The organism is Colwellia sp. D2M02, from assembly GCF_018860755.1.
Classification (GTDB): Bacteria; Pseudomonadota; Gammaproteobacteria; order Enterobacterales; family Alteromonadaceae; genus Colwellia; species Colwellia asteriadis.
This window is the reverse complement of record NZ_JAHKPW010000011.1, coordinates 2823-20286: the sequence shown is the minus strand read 5'-3', so window position 1 is coordinate 20286 and position 17464 is coordinate 2823. Positions and strand designations below refer to the sequence as shown.

The following is a 17464-nucleotide window of genomic DNA, read 5'->3' as shown; positions in this document are numbered from 1 at the left end:
AAGCAGTGAGAGTGAATAGATTTTTCAGCGGTGCATTGGCTATTAAGGCGGATTTTACATGAACATTGCTATTGTTGGCGCAGGGTTGATGGGGCGATTGCTCGCATTGTCATTGTTGCGGCAAAAAGGCTCAGGCTACCATATTACACTGTTTGACAAAGACAGTAAGCTAGCTCATAACAGTGCTGCGTATGCGGCAGCAGGATTGTTAACGCCATTGGGTGAGTCACTTCACTGTGAGCCTAATATTGTTGAAATGGGCTTTAAGGCTTTACGTTTATGGCCAACATTACTTGATAGCTTAGATGAGCACACTATTTTTCAGCAAACTGGCGCTATTATGGTTAGCCATGAGCAAGACAAAGGTGATTATCAGCGTTTTGTTAGGCACTTAAAAAATAACTATCCTGAGCAGCAACTACAAGCATTAGATCGCCAAGATTTACTCGCGCTAGAGCCTGAAATTGGTCGTAGCTTTAATCAAGGTCTGTATTTACCGCAAGAAGGGCAAGTAGGCAATCGCCGCTTATTAGTGGCACTACGAAAACAACTTGAGCAAGACGCTGAGTTAAATGGTAATACCTTGAATTGGTTAAGTGAGTGCCAAGTCAATGCTATTAACAATGGCAAAGATGAAAGCAGCGTTAGTTATCAATATCAAGGACAACAATGCAGTGCTCGTTTTGACTTAGTGATAGATTGTCGTGGCACCGGAGCAAGTACTAAACATAGTAATGCGAACTGTGCACCGTTAGCTGATTTACGCTCGGTACGTGGCGAGTTATTTCAGTTATTTACCCCAGATGTTCATATTTCTAGACCGGTTCGCTTAATGCACCCAAGATATCAACTTTATATTGCGCCCAAACAAAAGGGCTATTATGTGGTTGGCGCAACAGAAATAGAAAGTGATGACGACTCACCAATGACAGTACGTTCGGCCATGGAGTTACTCAGCGCAGCATACAGTGTTCATCCAGGTTTTGCTGAAGCGAATATTCGCCAGCATATCAGCCAGTGTCGCCCTGCGTTTAGTGATAACCAGCCGAAAATTACTGTTCAGGGCTCGCTTATTCAAGTGAATGGTTTGTTCCGTCATGGCTTTTTAATTGCGCCAGTGGTGCTTGAGCAAACTCTCGCAGTGATCGCTAATCGAATCAATCACAGCAATAGCCCACTCCCTTATGCTGATTTACTTCCGGTTAGCATTTCACCTGTTAGCATTTCACCTGTTAGCATTAATACAAAAGAATTATTAGATGAACATTCATATTAACGGTAAAGCTTACCCTTTAAACCATGAAGCACAAATCACGGTTACAGCAGCATTAGCGCTTCATTTTATTGAGCCACAACAAAGCACTTTTGCGGTCGCGCTTAATGGCGATTTTGTTGCTAAAGGCGATTACGATACCACTCGGCTCAAAAATGGCGACAGTCTTGATGTTTTATTGCCAATTCAAGGGGGTTAATGGTTATGTCATTAAATATTTATGGTCAAAACCTTGATAGCCGTTTATTGATTGGTAGTGCGCTTTACCCGTCGCCACAAATCATGAAGCAAGCTATTCTGGCTAGTGGCTCACAGGTGGTAACTTTATCGTTAAAAAGACAAAACCCTGCAGAGCAAGCAGGGCAGCAAATCTGGCAATATTTACAAGAAATTGTCGCGCAAACAAAAGGTCACTTATTACCTAATACCGCTGGCTGTAAAACGGCTAAAGAAGCGGTAACTTTAGCAAAAATGAGTCGTGAAATTTTTAATACCAACTGGGTTAAATTGGAAGTGATTGGCGATGATTACAATTTACAGCCAGATCCTATTGAGTTGTTGTCGGCAACAGAAACATTAATTAAAGATGGCTTTAAGGTGCTCCCGTATTGCACCGATGACTTAGTATTGTGTCAACGCCTCTATGATTTAGGTTGCCAAGTGATCATGCCGTGGGCATCACCTATTGGTACAGGTAAAGGTTTGATGAACCCTTATAACTTAGAAACCATTCGCATGCGTTTACCTGAGGCAACCTTAATACTCGATGCAGGCATTGGTAAACCTTCAGATGCTTGTTTGGCGATGGAAATGGGGTATGACGGCGTATTACTAAATAGTGCGGTGGCGCTGGCTGATAACCCGGTGATGATGGCAAAAGCGTTTGCGTTGGCATTGCAAGCGGGTGAGCAAGGTTATGTTGGTGGAGTGATGGAGCAAAGACAAACCGCTCACCCATCAACGCCAACGTTAGATACGCCTTTCTGGCACCAGCAGTGAATTAAATGACTTCTTGCTGTAATGCAAAATTTCGGCGTCAAAAGTGCTCATTGACTAACGTCAACTCCGCGCTATTTCCTGGTAATTTGGTATTACAGCTTCAAGTAATTTAATTCATATTTAAGTTATTAAATTATAAAAAAGTACTGACATTGATGGCTGAGTTAAATAAGAAAAAACCAATAATCTGGACGATTTCGGGCAGTGATTGTTCGGGTGGTGCGGGTATCGCTGCTGATATTAAAACAGGGCATGGCTTAGGTGTTGAAGTCTGTCACTTGATTACCGCGAATACTGTGCAAAACTCGCAACAATTGGTGTCAGTAAATGCGGTTTCGGTTGAGTTATTGCAGCAGCAAGTTGACGTGTTAATTGATGACAAAACGCCATCGGTCATCAAAATTGGCTTAGTGGCTAATACTGAGCAAGTGCAGTGGTTAGCCGAGTTACTGGGTCAATTGAAACAATCAAACCCTAATCTGCTCAGTGTTTATGATCCTGTTGGCCAAGCAAGTGTTGGTGGCAGTTTTAACGCGCTGTCTTCGACCGATTTAACGCCATTGTTAAAACAGCTTGATGTTATAACACCAAACCTTAATGAAGCTAAAAGCTTAGCGGGGTTGTTGAACGAAAATACTGCGGCATTACTCGCACAAAAAATTTATCAAAACTTTGCTATTACCTCGGTGATTGTTAAAGGCGGTCATAGCGCGGATGAAAACTTCAGCAACGATTATTGCTATCATCAGCTCAATCAATTAAGTGCAGCAAAGCAAGACAATCAAGATAAAACTCAGATGGCGATTAGCTACCAATTAGCTTCGTCTCGTATTGAAACACACTATAGCCATGGCGGTGGCTGTAGCTTTGCCACGGCGCTATCAGCTTTTTTAGCGCAAGGCTATTTAATGCGCGATGCGTTCACTTTGGCTAAAGCCTTTATTACTCAAGGGTTAATGGCCAGTGGGCCACTCAGTCAAGAAAACGGTCATCAATATTATGGAGCATTTGAGCAACAAGGTTGGCCAAAAAAAGCAAAGTGCTTCCCGCAGGTTATTGGCGAGTTAGCTAATAAGTACCAAGAGTTACCCACTTTTAAACCACTAGCGCTTAATGGCGAACAGCTTGGGCTTTATCCGGTGATCGATTCACTATATTGGTTAAAGCGTTTATTACCGTTAGGGTTAGAGATTATTCAGTTACGCATTAAAAATGTTACTAATGAGCAGTTAGAGCGCATTATTGTTGAGGCGATTGAATTTGCTAAAGATTATAAAACGCGTTTGTTTATTAATGATTACTGGCAGCTTGCAATAAAACATGGTGCTTATGGTGTTCATATCGGGCAAGAAGACTTACAAGATGCCGATTTAGCTGCAATTCAACAAGCCGGTTTACGTTTAGGTATTAGTACTCATGGTTGTTATGAGTTCTTATTAGCGCAACAATTACAACCGTCGTATTTAGCCATTGGTGCGATTTTTCCCACAAAAACCAAAGACATGACTGGACAAATTCAAGGCATAGATAATTTAAAGCAAGTATTAGCGTTACGCCCAACGGAAAAGTCACAACAAATACCTGTAGTGGCTATAGGCGGTATTAGCCTTGAACGTGCGCCCAAAGTACTAGCAACAGGCGTAGAAAGTATTGCGGTGGTAACCGCCATTACTGAAGCTGAATCATCACATGGTATTACGCCAGAGCAAGCAGTTGTTCAATTGCAAAATGCTATTAGTGCCGAAGCAATTGAGGTACTTCAACATTAATAACCTATAATAATAGGCAAAATGATAAGCATGGTGGGATTATTATGATTAAATTAAAGCTACAAAAAGTAGGTGCGGGTTTAGGTGTTGAATTACCGTCAGAAGTATTGAGTCAGCTTCAGGCCAACAATGACGAGAATATTTTCTTAGAAAATATGTTTGATGGTAGCTATCGGTTGGTAAAGCATGATGAAGAGCTATTACAAAGTATTACGCTAATAGACGGTCAAATGCATGAAGAAGATGCTTAGTTAAGCATCTAGAAAATCAATAAAAAGGAGTATTTCAAGTAATACTCCTTTTAGAAGAAGTTATTTAATCTCAGAAAGCAATGCAGGGTTAACCACTAAATTTCTAACGCCATGAGCGTGATCTTCGTTGAATGTGTTGCCTTCACACCATTTACCAACCGTTTCAATATTCACTTTGGCAACTTTAGGGCGAACGCTCCAGCTTACTTGGAATGGTGAGCCATTCTCGTTGTAGCTAGGTCCAGTTGTTGAACCGTCATATTGTACTGGAAATCCAGTATTGTTAGGAATATTTAGCGCTTGTTCATAGCCATTTTTCACACCGTGTTGAGTGAGTTCTGCAAAATCTAAAGCGTTTTTATCATTAACTAAAACATACACTTGTGTTTCTACACGTAATTGTGGATTTTTAAGGGAATCACTTAAGCAAGAACCTAATGTTGGGCCTGGTTTTACTTGTGCCGTTGAATGTACATAGTGTAATTCAATGGTATCACCTGAATTTAATGCACCGTGCTTGCTAGGGCAAATAGCCGTTTTTGTTGGAGTAGTTTCAGCTTTGGTTAGTGAACCAGAGTAAACATAACCTGTTTGAAAACCTTTACCGTCACCATTGCCTGCGTATTTAGTAAACTCCCCACCTTTATGCTCAGCATTTTTGTGAAAATGAATGTTACAAAGGTTCATTTCTGTATGTGCTGGTGCCGCAGAAAAAGCACGTTTATTTGTACCAGCTAATGCATCAATATCACGTGGAGATTGAGGGCCAAAGCCTTTACCTTGAGTGTTTTTCTCAAGCATTGCACGTTGTTGTGCAATAGTATTATCTGACGCTTGGTCATGGGTACTTGCAGCACAAGCTGTTAAAGGCAGTAGTATAGAGCTGATAGCTATAGCAATAATGTTTTTATTCATATTTTTCTCTTAAGTTGTTTAGTAACAGTTTGTTAACAATGAATCGATTGGTTTTATTATTTTTTATTATATTTAACCGTTATTTATATAATTTGTTAAAGTTGGAACCACAAGTACATGCTTGTTGATATTCAAAGTGTTCGGCTTTATTTATGGTTAAATAAATGTTAATTTTTCGTTGTTAATTTGTTCGGTATGCTACATTAATCATATAAAATAAACATGCAATAGGTGTAGCCAAGCTGTTAAAAATTGTAATCAGAAAAGCAGTGTTTTTATGGGTAGCAGCTTGGATTTCGTGGGCATGAATTACCACGTGTGCAAATTACCCGCACTGTTTTTTCTAGCCCTCGCTCAAGCCAATGAATATTTAAAATACGTGCAACGCTTAGTAATTGCTTCTTTATATGGTGAGGGATAGTGCTTTCCCCGCCGTGCTGAATGCATAAATCTTGTAATTGCGCGACGATAGCGTGAGCATCACCCCCTTGAGCGCTGATAGCTGGATTTAAATCAATGCCAGCACATAATACGTGAGAGTTTCCTGCTAAATCATCCACTTGAATCGACTCGCAACAATAAAGGCGCGGTAACCCTTCGACAATCATAATAGATAGCTGCACACTGGTGTCAGAGGATATATCGGTAAATTTTCTAAATACCGCCCAATGTTGACAAGGATCTTCTACCGTACGCATATTCCCCCAAGGTAAGGGAATACCGTTACCTCGGTAAACGGCTTTTAACTTTCCAGGTTGATAAGCATCAAAATAATGCCAATGGGGGTAGGGAGAAACAACTGTCATGCGGCGCATAGCGACCGAGGCTGAAATGTTAAGTTGTTGGTGAATACTCGCTTCATAGCCATGGCTGTCTAATAATTGTCTAAATGGTGCTTTTGGGCAAAGCAGTGCTCCAGCAAAAAAACTCGATTCAAAGTCATGCCATGCTTTTAGAATGTCTTGTGCATTAGGCGTACTAAAATCCGTTGATTGCTCAGTATTACCGCCTATGGTTAGTGTGCATTGTAACCCGTCAAGGTTATGTAATACCGCATGGCCAATATGCACAGCTAAATCATACTTCAAACGGCTTTCACGTTGCTTTAATAAGGTATTTAAAAAGACGTGGTTAGGGGCTTGAAAGTAAGAGGTTACTAATTGTTGATTAACCGCCCCAGTTTCATCTAACTGTTGCTGGCACTTTTCATCAAACCATTGAATATTAAGCCCTTGCTCGTTAGCAATACTGATTAAGTCACTCGAAGTTAGATAAAGGTTTTTACCACCCACTTCTTCAGCAGCCCGTTCAAGATCAGGGAAATGATTTTGATGGTGTTCTTGATGTGCACGAATTAACAAATGCGCAAATTGGCGACCGCTAATGCCTGTTTGCGATAACATTTCAGGAATAGCTATTTGCAAAATGTCGTTTGAATAAAGAAAGTTAGGCTCTAACGCCATACCAACAATGCCGCCATGGTTACCTTTGGTTGGCGTGATATTTGATGGCTCAGGCTCACTATCTAAAAACCATTCTACGGGCTTTTGAAATACTTCCGCTAAGTTTTCCAGCATTTCTTGGCTTGGTGTACGTTTGCCGCGCTCAATCATAGATAAATAAGAGACTGAAGGCGCAGAATAAGCATCAATTCGAATACATCGGGCCGATAAATCTTCTAATGTTAAGTTATTACGCTTTCTTAAATTACGTATTTTAGTACCAAGAAAGTGTGATTTTCGTAGCAAACTTGCGTCTTTTTTCATAGAAATTCTGCTTATTCATGAATGTTGTCTATATAACCACCATAGCATGTTTTGTAAAATTTACACTGTGTAATTCTTATTGTGAAATTATGAAAAAATAAGTCATATACTGAATTTGTGCTGATAAAGACCTAATAACTTACAGAGGAAATAACAATGGCAGCTCTAAATTGTGCAAACCTATCACCAGAAAATGGTACTCAAAAGCTTGATATTGCGAAGCGCTATCTTGATGAACATTGTCCATTAGATAATGGTTCACATACGGAAGTTGCTCATTACGTTGTTTATTTTAATCACCTGTTAGCTTTTTTCACTGACGGTCGTCATTGTGGCTTACAAGCACCAAAACAGTTTGTTGCTTTGTGTGGTCATCGAGATGATCCTAGTGCACTGCTTTTAAAGAAAGCGGATGGCTTGCACATTGAAATAGCGTTTAACCGTTGTGGTGAAACCGGTAAAAATGATGCGGCGCATATTGATGATATTCAAGTAGAAACGGCATTAAGTACACTAGAGAATAAAGCAGAACCACAATTAAAAAGATTATGGATGAGCTTTTTAACCGGTGTTCAACATACCTTATGTGATACTAATAGCGATAAAAGTTTTACCGATAAAAATGGTGATGATTATCAATTTAATCTGTCGAATGATTTGTCATAGTAGCGTCAAGAATATTCAAGCTTGGTTGTCTTATCTTGAAAATTAACGCGAGTAAAGTTGATACAAGCGCTGAGACAACTACCAACTACCAACGAGTAATGAGTATGGCTAACCGTTAGTTGTAAAGCTTATTTGCTCGGCTTATCTACAGCCCCTAACGAATTCTGCTCTGGTTTTATTACTCATAATGAGGTAATTAATTTAATAGTGTACTTAATTACATCATAAATTTATTCCTGATATAACAATCATTTATTTTTTGTTTTATCGGTTGAGTTGCAGCCAAATATTTATTTAGTTCACCACCACCAAGATTCATATCTTTATATAAACTTATAATAAACAAGCCAATCCCACAAAAGCTTATTTCTACTAAATCGCTATCAATCTCTAAATTTTCATTGCTTATCTAAGCACGGGAACTTACCATAAACACAAATAGTAACAATTATCGTTACATTGAGGTGTTGTGTTTATGGCTAAATTTTAGGTGAATTATGTTTTTAAGTTTTATCCCTGCTTGGTTCGCATGCTGCTTACTTTATGGCAGCAGCAGCAAGCAACGTTTTTTTAAAAGCTCATTACCTAAAGCGCCTGCAAGCATAATAAGCTTGGTATTAGTGGTTTGTATGTTGCTAATTTTGAACCACTACTTGCCTAATATTGCTGCGATAATTACCGGTGTAGCATTGATCTGTTGCTTTTTACCGCTCGTGACTTTAATTGCGGCCTATAAACGATTTTATTTAGGATTAAGTAGTGTCGTTATTTGCTTGCTGCCATTAGTTTTTTTCTGGATTGGGGGAAATACATAATGTGGTCACGCACCTTCGCAGGCTTAATTATTGGGCTGCTACTGTCAGTTTCTCTCGTTTTAAACCTCAATTTACTGTTACCAATTAAAGAAGACACTATGCTGCTTATTGGATTGTTATTAGCGTTTCCACTTTGGGCGGGTACTCAAGTTTGGAGCTATTGTTTTACTAGCGCTAAAAGAGCTTGGTTCAAGTTGAGCTTGGTATTAATACCTTCAGTGCTAGTTAATGCTGTGCTGTTGGCTTTGAGGTAATGGAAATGAATAAGGAATCTTTAAAAGCATTAACCAATGCGCACGCTTGGGTTGGGTTGATCATCTCAACGGTGTTATTTATCGTGTTTTTTGCTGGGTCATTAAGTTTATTTCTGCAAGATATTGGTGCTTGGGAGAAAAATCCACATTTCACAACAGGCTCTTATCAAAATGAATTTCCGTTAGATAAAACCGTTGCTAAGGTGAGTGAAAACTACAAGATTCATACTCATGGCTATTTTATTTTATCAATGCCGACAAAAGAGCAGCCTATCGCTAATCTCTACTTTGAAGAAGAGTTGCCAGAAGAGAAACACCTAGATAAACATTTGCTATTGTCTTCTGACGGCAAAGTGCTGGGCGATGGCGCAGGGTTCAATTGGGCTAACTTTTTATACACTCTGCATTATGACCTTCATATTCCAACGGTGGGTTTGTATTTTGTTGGTATTGTGACCTTATTTTTCTTTGTGGCTTTACTAAGTGGCGTGGTCATTCATTGGCGTAAAATTATTAATAAATTCTTTCAATATCGTCACGAGGGTAAGAAAGATAAACTACTTGATGCGCACAATTTAATTGGTGTGATGGGGCTTCCTTTTCATCTTATGTATGCATTTTCAGGTTTGGTATTTAACTTATTGATTATTTATCAGATTTCTTATGCGGTAGTACTTTATGGTGGCGATCAAGGTAAATTATTTGAGGCGGCAGGTATTGTTGATGTGCACTTAGATGAAACTAACGTGCAAGTTCCTGTTGTTGGTTTAGATAATTTACTGGTTAAAGCTAAAGAAAGTTTAGGTGAAGTAACATTAGCAAGAGTTTCTATTGATCATTTTGGTGATGAAAGTGCTTCAGTAACCTTTAGAGGTATGGATGAAAGCCAATTCTCCACGAAAAAAGAGGTGACTTATCATATTGCTTCTGGGCGTGAATTATATTTAACAACAGATAATTACGATAATGACTTGCGCGGTGGTTTAGAGGTTATAACCAGCTTACATTTTGGTAACTTTGCCGGTTATGCTTTAAGAGTGTTGTTCTTTATATTAGGTATTGGTACTTGTTATATTATTTTAACGGGCAACCTAATGTGGCTGCAAAAGAAAACCAGTCTACGTAAAGAAAAGCAAAACCCATTAGGCTTGCGTTTAGTGTATGCAATGACAACGGGTGGCTTTATCGGTACTATTTTTGCGACCGCTGTTGGCTTTATTTGTGCGCGTGTTATTGCTATTGATTATGTAGGGCGTAGCGATATCATCAGCTATATATTCTTTTTGTGTTTATTTAGCGCTATTGCCCTTTCGCTTTTATTATCTTCTGGGTTAGCGACACAAAAAAGGTTCGCAGCAATTTTTCTTAAAATCACCGCGATATTGCTTGCTACAACCCCAATATTAGATTGGTTATTTGTCGCGCAAGGCATTACGACTATGATTGAGCTAGGTTACTACAGTGTACTTGTGGTTGAAGTAATGCTATTAAGTTTAGCTTTGTGCTGTTGGTTAATTGCTACTAAATTATTTTTAGCGAAAGCACCGTTAATTGCTATTCAAACACAAGACGAACAAACGAATGCCATAAAGGCTACAGCTTACTAGTTAACTAAATGAGCTACTTGCTTGTAGCTCAGCCCACTTGTTACTTATAATGGCTCGTTTATATCTTTATTATTGAACAGGGCCTTAGGGTAACTGAAAATAAGCATTATGAATAAACATCGCAATAAACTCCTGCGTTACAGTAACACCACCGTTGCGACTGTTTTTGAGAAAGAGACCGCGCTTATTGCACAAATGCAAGCGGGTGAGGTTGATCAGTGCTTACTCTTATGGCAATCGAAACAACCAACCTTAGTATTGCCAGCAGGTAAAAAATGGCCTGAATCAACGCAGCTTACCCAAGGTTTATTAGCTGAAGGCTGGCAGTTATATTCTCGTAAAACTGGCGGAGCTCCCGTACCACAGTGCCCTGGTATTATTAATCTTTCGCACCTTTATATTTGGTCAGATCAAACACCGTATTCAATTACCCAAGCGTACGAAAACTTATGTACGGTGTTACAGCAATTCTTTCAGCAATTTGGTTTATCAAGCCAAGTACATGCAACTAAGGATTCGTACTGTGATGGTGACTACAATATTAATCTTAATGGTAAAAAAATTGTTGGTACCGCACAGCGGGTTATTTTGAAAAAAGGCGGCGGTAAAATAGTGCTCGCACAAGCCTTTATTTTGATTGATGTGTTACTTAATGAAATCATTAAACCAGTGAATTTGTGTTATCACTTATGTAATAAAGAAGAACGCGTAAAAGCCAATGTACACACCACTCTGTTCTCACAAAGTAAAGAGAGGCCAAGTATTGATAGTTTATATCAACAATTAACCTCTGCTTTTATCAATAGCAAGCTTTATGACTAACCCTATTTAGTTTAATAAGGTTAGTCTGAATAAGTTAGCTAACGCGTAGTTTATTAAAGCGCTGACGACTAACACCCGCAAGCACACAAGTTAACCCCAGTAATACTAACCATGCATAATCACTTAGTGGTGTGCTTGATGGTAATATTTGTGGTTTTTCTATTGATATTTGTTCTGCAAATAACGGAAACGTATCAATATCCTCGCTTGTTACTGGCGTGTCATTAAACAAATAAGGATAAATAAACTCCCTTATTTGCTGATGATACTGGCGTACTGAATCAATATAAGCGCTGTGTGCTTGAGTATCGCTACCGGCTAATTTATTCAATTGCATTTGAAATAATAAACTAGGGGATAACACACTTAGCCGAGTTAGCCAGCTTTGCTTTTGCTGTTGCTCTGCAATATAGGTATTCCAGTTTTCAGCGACCGATAAATCACTCAATTGTTGCATGGCGTAATACCACTTCCAGTGAAAATCGGCTTCATAAGCTATTTTTTCACGATATTGCGGGTAGTCTTGCACAAATTCCTCGAGTGCGGCTTGCTTATCTTGATCCCAACCATCGTTCAACACCAATCGCTGGGTAGTACTTGCTTTTAGCGGTTCAGCATTAGTGAACTGACTGCTTAGCCCTAAATGAATAAAGCCCGGGATTAAGACCGCAATGACTAACCAACTGGCAATAAACGCTAGGCTGTTATAAAGCGAACTTTTATTAAGGCTCATGATTAAAGCAGCGACAAAAAACCAAAAAGCGGTGTAAGTTAAACTTAACGCCAAGAAGGTAAAGAACATGCCATCAAAAGGCAGGCTTAGTAATACAGCACTGCTAATAAAGAGCAATGAAATAATTAAGCTAACCAGCACAAAGCGCTGTAATAATGCACGCCAAATTAACTTTTTAGCGCTGTGGTTAGCAAAGGCGCTAAGTAATCGCCAACGACCAGATTGGCGCTCTTCGCTGAGTAAATTTACGCTAAGTACGCCAATTAAAATGGGTAACATATACGCAAGAATAAAGCCTAAATCGAAGCCACCAGTACGATGCTTACTAGGGTTAATTAATTCTTTATTATAAATTTGCCCTTGTAGTGCTAACGCATTAACTTTCATGGCAACGAGGTTATTTTGGCTTTGTCCAACAAATAATGCCGTCCAAGGTGACAATTGCCAAGCTGTTGGTGAGTGTGCGTAATAGGCAAGTGACCCCATTTCAGGCAATTGCTCACGTTGTTGAATATGCTCACGCTCTTTTTTAAAGACAATGGCGGACTTTACTTGGTCGATACGTAAAGCTTTGTAACTATTAGCACCGAGGTAAATAGCCAATAAGCCACTGATAATAAATACCAATAGACTAACTTTAGTCGCAGCGCCGTGAAACAAACGTTTGAGCTCAAAGGCGAGAATACTCGCACTCAATTTATTAATGTTAAGCATGAACAATTGCTCTCCTTTGTAGCTTTTTGCGTGTAAGTAATAACAATAAAATAACCAATGACAGTAACGGCGCGATAGCAGCAAGTAACATGTGCTGTAATGACCATGCTAGCGGTGGTTGCTGATAATGAAATTCAGGGAATTGTTGCCAAAAATTAGCACTAACACGTTGGCCGCGATCATTATGAAGCTCAATTTCATTAATATGTAAATCATTAAGCTTTTGTATTCGGTTGTAGCGATGTTGTTCGGCTTGCTGCTCAAAATCAGAAAAATGTCTCTGGTCTGAAGCGCTTAATGCCATGGATAAGTCACGTACCGCTAAATAAGGGTTTAACCAATAAAAGTGACTAATAAAGCGTTGTTGTGCGGCAAACTGTTGTAATTGTTTTTCATTGTGGCGTTGGTATATTTCAGCGGTAATACGTTCACCTTCTTGCATGACTAAGCCGCGATAATTAACCGGTAATTCAGCCACCGTTGTAACACCGTATTCAGCTAATATTTTGGCTTTAAAGGCATTAAAATGTGGATCGTTAGGCTTGTGGCTATCGCCTACCTTGCGCACATCAAGTTTTACCGCTAGCGCCATATCGTTGCTGTTTTTTTGCGGGTATAGGTGCTGTGCTATTTCAGCTAATGCACGTGGCGTTAATACTGTGAGCGTAAACCATAAAGTAATTAAAACGCTTAAGCTAACTTTAGGTGACTGCGTTAGGCTTGAACACAATAAAATGACGACTACCCAAAAAAAGCAATACAAGGCGTAACTAATAAATAGTAAGCCAAGACGAGTCATTACCTCGCCAGTAAAAGCTAAATCGGTATTTAGTGCGACAATGATAGTGATTAAAAAAATAGGCAGTAAAAATGATAATGACAATAGCCAATAAGCTAAACCCTTGCCCACGAGTAATACTCTAAACTTAACTCCCATCGACATTAATTGTTTTAAGGTGCCGCTCTGTCGCTCTCCACTAATACTGGCAAATGCCATAACAATTAACAGTAATGGCCATATCAGTAATAAAATATTGGCAATACTCAGTTCTGAAAAACGTAATAAAGTACTGCCGTGGCTATCATTGGCAAAGTTAGCGCTGTTTTGTTTATGCGCTTCTAAAAATACACTATGACCAACCCAGTTATTTACGCCCACGTCAAAATAGCTTAAAACGCTTGGTGGTCTAAAAGCAAAGTGACCAAAATGGGCAACACGATGCGGGTGTCTATCGGGCTGCGCATTCCACTGTTCTTCAACTAATGCTTGTGAAGTGCTCTGTATATTTTGACTATGTTGGTATTGCTGCCAACTGGTCCATAGTGAAATAGCTAACAGTATTTGCATTAAGGCAAACAGCAGCCAAATACTTTGATTTTTTAATTTGAGCTTCAGTTCGTGCTTACAGACACTGAAGCTGGTGTTATTAAACATGGTTAATTCCTTCTAAAAGCGGTAGGACAAACTTAAGTTAATGGCACGTCCATCACTAGGAGAGTGAATGGTTTCACTACCCACCAAATAAACGTATTCATGGTAAGTATCAAAAACATTATTCATTCGTACTCCGGCATTACCCCAGCCTAAGTCATAATCAAACGCTAAGTCGATAATTGTGTATTGGCCGTAGCGCTTATCTTGTATAACGTTGCTGACGTAATAATCACCTTGAAAGTGACCAAATAGCGACACTTTAGCAACTTCAATAGGCTGGTAAATTACGCCCAAAGTAGCGGTATATTCAGGTACACCTCTGAGCCAATTGCCTTGGCTTGCTTGTTGGTTTTCGCCAGGCTCTACTAGCTTTGCTTCTTGACGAGTGTACGAGCCAAAAGCTGACCAGGTGTCATCAAGGTAAGCACTAAAGCCGAGGTCCCAACCATCACGTTTAGTTTCACCTAAGTTTTCAAAGTCGCCTGAGCCGTCTGTTTTTTGGGTTAACTCGTCTTTGGCATCTTGTTGCCATAGCGAGACGCGAGTATCTAACCAGTCAAAAGGTTGCCATTTTATCCCAGCCTCGTAACCGTAGTTTTTTGATAAGTTATAATCGTTATTTGTATCACTAACATAGGCTTTACTGCCTGTAGGTGCCTGAAAACTTACGCCGTAGTTAGCAAATAAATTAAGGTTAGGAATAACTTCATACAGTACGTTAAGCTTAGGTTGTACGGTAATTCCGCTATCATTAATATCCTTTTTTTCACCATTTAACTGGTTGGTTAGTTCGCCAGAAAAACCATCGGCGCGTAAACCACCACTAATCAGCAATTGTTCGCCTTTATATTGCAACTGGGTAAAACCACCATAATTGTTGTAGGTAAAATCCCAGTAACGGCTTTGCTTAATGCGTTGTTTTTTTTCAGTAACGAAACGTTGGTTGGTGTTGTCCTGTCCTTGATAATCTAACCCGGCGGTTAATAACCATTGCTTGCTAATGTTGTATCCTAACGTAGCAATGGCGCCGATTTGTTGATCTTTTTCTAATCGTTCTTGTTGTAAAGATTGCTGTGAGTAGCGGACATAACGATGACGATCAAACTGTTGCCAGTAGGTTTTTAGATTGAGGTATAAATTGTTATTTACGTCGTGATCAATATGAGCACTTATATGGCGTGTTTGCTTATCCCCTGAATCATCACGGGCATAATCCGCTGATTGAGTAGGGTCTTCTTGCGCCGCTTGCTCAGTTAAATAACCGGGTGCATCAGCTTCATAGTCAAAATAACGAGCGACTAAACCAATGTCGGTATTGTCTGACGGTTGGTAAAACCATTTACCAGCAAAAGTGTGCTTCTCTAAATCCGCATGATCACGATAACCGTCTGTTTTTCGGGCACCAACAAAATAGTGTTGAGAAAAGTTGTCTTGCACATCGCCAAAATAACCTTGAGCTTCTAGGGTATTAAAGCTACCCACTAGTAGCTCTACTTCTTTTGCGTCGTCACGACGGCTGTGTAAGTTAATGTTACCTGCTAAGTTATGTAAACCATAACGTGCATCATGATTACCTTTCACAACTTCCATCCACTCAACTTCCATTGGAAAGAGTGCATCCATTTCATTTAAGCCGACATGAAGGTTACTTGGAATGCCATCAATCAGCAGTTTAGTATGTGGCATCGAACCTTCGGCGTTAAAACCACGCATGGCAATGTCTGTAGATATAATGCCTTGGTTAAAGCGAGAGAAATAAACCCCTGGAATTTTTTTTAATAAATCGAACGTTACATTAACGTGCTCATTTTGCAGCTGATCACGCGTAATAATATCAACCGAGCCTACAAGTTGAGCTTCTTTAGTTTTATTGTGTTGTGAAACAACTTCGATTACTTCGCCTATATATAAGGTTGAATCTTGCTCTTGCACTTGCACTGGTTCGGCATAGCTGTGCGTAGAAAAAGTAAAAGTACACGCCAATGCTAATCGCACTGGGTTTAATGGAAATTTAAACATAATAATAACGTCCTAATTATGCGTTTTGTGTAGCTGGTTTAGATGAAGGAGTAGTGTTAGAAGTGGTGTCAGAAATAGTGGTTTTAGTTAATTCATTATTGTCACTAATGTGCTGGTGATATTCTTTTTCAAGCGCTTCTAGAGAAAGATTGTTATTGTTTAATAAGGCTTTTAATTGCCCTTGTTTCATAATACCGATTTGATGAGCTAAACAATGTGCACAATATAAATCGTGAGTGACCATTAAAATAGCAGCACCACGTTGAGCTAATTTTTCAATAATACGAATAAACTCTAACGTTGCGCTGGGATCTAATCCTGAGGTTGGCTCATCAAGCAAGAGTACTTTAGCGCCTCGTAATAAAGCGAAAGCAATGCCTACCTTTTGACGCATACCTTTTGAATAACTGCTTAATGGCTGAAGCCATGCAGATTTTTGTAGGCCAGTGTCGGTAAGTGCTTGCTCTATTTCTGCGTTACTTGTTACATGACCACTTAGCTTTGCCAAATACACTAGGTTTTCTAAGGCGTTAAACTCTTCATATAAATTGACTTGCTCAGGCAAGTACACCAACTTCTGTTTAGTTTTCTCTGGAGAAATAACTACGCTATCACCGTCAATAGTCATTTCGCCACTGTCAGGTTCTATAAAGTTTAATAATAAATTAAGTGTCGTACTTTTACCTGCGCCATTAGCGCCAAGTAAACACATTACTTGGCCGGCGGGCACATTAAAGCTGAGTGAGTCAAGCGCTTGGTGGCTACCAAAACGCTTAGTAAGGTTTTTTATTTCAATCATGCGAGCTCCGAAGAGGTGGGTTATTTTATTTTAAGGGATAAATTGATGTTGTTATATTATCACTATTTATATTTTGTTATAAAATAACATTTGTTACAACTGTTTATTGTATTTTAAGGGGTTTTAAATTTTAAGTTGTTGTTGGTATGTTTTAATATAACTTTTTTGAAAGGGCGCTGATTGGATAGTACATAGGGGATGTTAGGGTTGTTTATCGATTATCTGCCTTACTAGATTATTTTTGCTATAGTAAACTATCGTCATACTTGATAATGCAAATGATAACTATTATTATGTCGTAGTTTTTGTCTTATAGAGATATGTTGTGCTTATAGATAACAGCACGTTGCAACATAAACTGAGTAACATGTATCGCCAAAATTATACTTGGCTACATGCTTGGCTGCGTAAAAAAAACATTGTGTGAACATAACTCTGCAGATATTGCACAAGATACTTTTGTACGCGTACTTACCTCTAAAAATACCCTGAATAATGTACGAGAAGCACGAGCCTACTTAACTAATCTGAACTTAGTTAAAGAAATGTTTAACAAATTGAAATATCAACAAAAATTATTTTATGAATTGCTAGCTTGATAGTTTTTCTTCTTTTCATATGATAAGC

14 protein-coding genes are annotated in these 17464 nt (G+C 39.1%); 8 read left to right on the top strand and 6 right to left on the bottom strand.

Annotation, left to right across the window (positions count from 1 at the left end; translation table 11 throughout):
- The first annotated feature begins 58 nt into the window (after window positions 1-58).
- The 5 genes from KO495_RS01485 (at window position 59) to KO495_RS01465 (ending at window position 4292) form a co-directional block, all read left to right on the top strand.
- Window positions 59-1276 carry an FAD-dependent oxidoreductase gene (locus tag KO495_RS01485; RefSeq protein WP_215978630.1) on the top strand — a complete coding sequence of 406 codons (1218 nt, stop codon included), beginning with the start codon at window positions 59-61 and terminating at the stop codon, window positions 1274-1276.
- Entirely contained in the window at window positions 1260-1472 is a 213-nt protein-coding gene (gene thiS / locus KO495_RS01480) for a sulfur carrier protein ThiS (protein WP_215978629.1), read from the top strand. Before KO495_RS01485 ends, thiS begins: the two co-directional genes overlap by 17 nt.
- A complete protein-coding gene (locus KO495_RS01475; protein ID WP_215978628.1) occupies window positions 1472-2272 on the top strand; it encodes a thiazole synthase in 801 nt (266 codons plus the stop codon). The genes thiS and KO495_RS01475 overlap by 1 nt, the downstream gene beginning before the upstream one ends.
- Window positions 2273-2427: 155 nt before the next feature.
- Window positions 2428-4041 (top strand): thiamine phosphate synthase, encoded by a 1614-nt coding sequence (gene thiE, locus KO495_RS01470; RefSeq protein WP_215978627.1) that lies wholly within the window; start codon window positions 2428-2430, stop codon window positions 4039-4041.
- 44 nt (window positions 4042-4085) lie between these two features.
- Window positions 4086-4292 (top strand): hypothetical protein, encoded by a 207-nt coding sequence (locus KO495_RS01465; protein WP_215978626.1) that lies wholly within the window; start codon window positions 4086-4088, stop codon window positions 4290-4292.
- A gap of 60 nt (window positions 4293-4352) precedes the next feature.
- Here the strand turns inward: KO495_RS01465 and KO495_RS01460 are convergent, their stop codons facing one another.
- Entirely contained in the window at window positions 4353-5207 is an 855-nt protein-coding gene (locus KO495_RS01460; protein WP_215978625.1) for a delta-class carbonic anhydrase, read from the bottom strand.
- A 275-nt stretch (window positions 5208-5482) separates the two neighbouring features.
- Complete coding sequence (locus KO495_RS01455) at window positions 5483-6973, bottom strand: DUF3612 domain-containing protein (protein ID WP_215978624.1); 1491 nt, start codon at window positions 6971-6973, stop codon at window positions 5483-5485.
- 156 nt (window positions 6974-7129) lie between these two features.
- On the opposite strand from KO495_RS01455, the gene KO495_RS01450 reads away from it, so the two are divergent.
- The 3 genes from KO495_RS01450 (at window position 7130) to KO495_RS01440 (ending at window position 11137) form a co-directional block, all read left to right on the top strand.
- Window positions 7130-7639: a malate synthase gene (locus KO495_RS01450; RefSeq protein ID WP_215978623.1), complete on the top strand. Its 510-nt coding sequence runs from the start codon at window positions 7130-7132 to the stop codon at window positions 7637-7639.
- A gap of 1074 nt (window positions 7640-8713) precedes the next feature.
- Window positions 8714-10315 carry a PepSY-associated TM helix domain-containing protein gene (locus KO495_RS01445; protein ID WP_215978622.1) on the top strand — a complete coding sequence of 534 codons (1602 nt, stop codon included), beginning with the start codon at window positions 8714-8716 and terminating at the stop codon, window positions 10313-10315.
- Between the two features lie 108 nt (window positions 10316-10423).
- Window positions 10424-11137: a lipoate--protein ligase gene (locus KO495_RS01440; RefSeq protein WP_215978621.1), complete on the top strand. Its 714-nt coding sequence runs from the start codon at window positions 10424-10426 to the stop codon at window positions 11135-11137.
- A gap of 34 nt (window positions 11138-11171) precedes the next feature.
- Here KO495_RS01440 and KO495_RS01435 read toward each other — a convergent pair whose 3' ends face one another.
- From KO495_RS01435 to KO495_RS01420, 4 genes are read right to left on the bottom strand one after another with little or no spacing between them, the layout of a single operon-like run.
- The gene (locus tag KO495_RS01435; protein ID WP_215978620.1) at window positions 11172-12584 is read right to left on the bottom strand and encodes a DUF3526 domain-containing protein; all 1413 of its coding nucleotides are present in this window, start codon (window positions 12582-12584) and stop codon (window positions 11172-11174) included.
- Window positions 12577-14019, bottom strand: coding sequence for a DUF3526 domain-containing protein (locus tag KO495_RS01430; RefSeq protein WP_215978619.1), 1443 nt, complete (start codon window positions 14017-14019; stop codon window positions 12577-12579). Before KO495_RS01430 ends, KO495_RS01435 begins: the two co-directional genes overlap by 8 nt.
- Window positions 14020-14031: 12 nt before the next feature.
- Window positions 14032-16038 carry a TonB-dependent receptor gene (locus KO495_RS01425; protein ID WP_215978618.1) on the bottom strand — a complete coding sequence of 669 codons (2007 nt, stop codon included), beginning with the start codon at window positions 16036-16038 and terminating at the stop codon, window positions 14032-14034.
- A 16-nt stretch (window positions 16039-16054) separates the two neighbouring features.
- Complete coding sequence (locus KO495_RS01420) at window positions 16055-16837, bottom strand: ABC transporter ATP-binding protein (protein ID WP_215978617.1); 783 nt, start codon at window positions 16835-16837, stop codon at window positions 16055-16057.
- Between the last annotated feature and the right edge of the window lie 627 nt (window positions 16838-17464).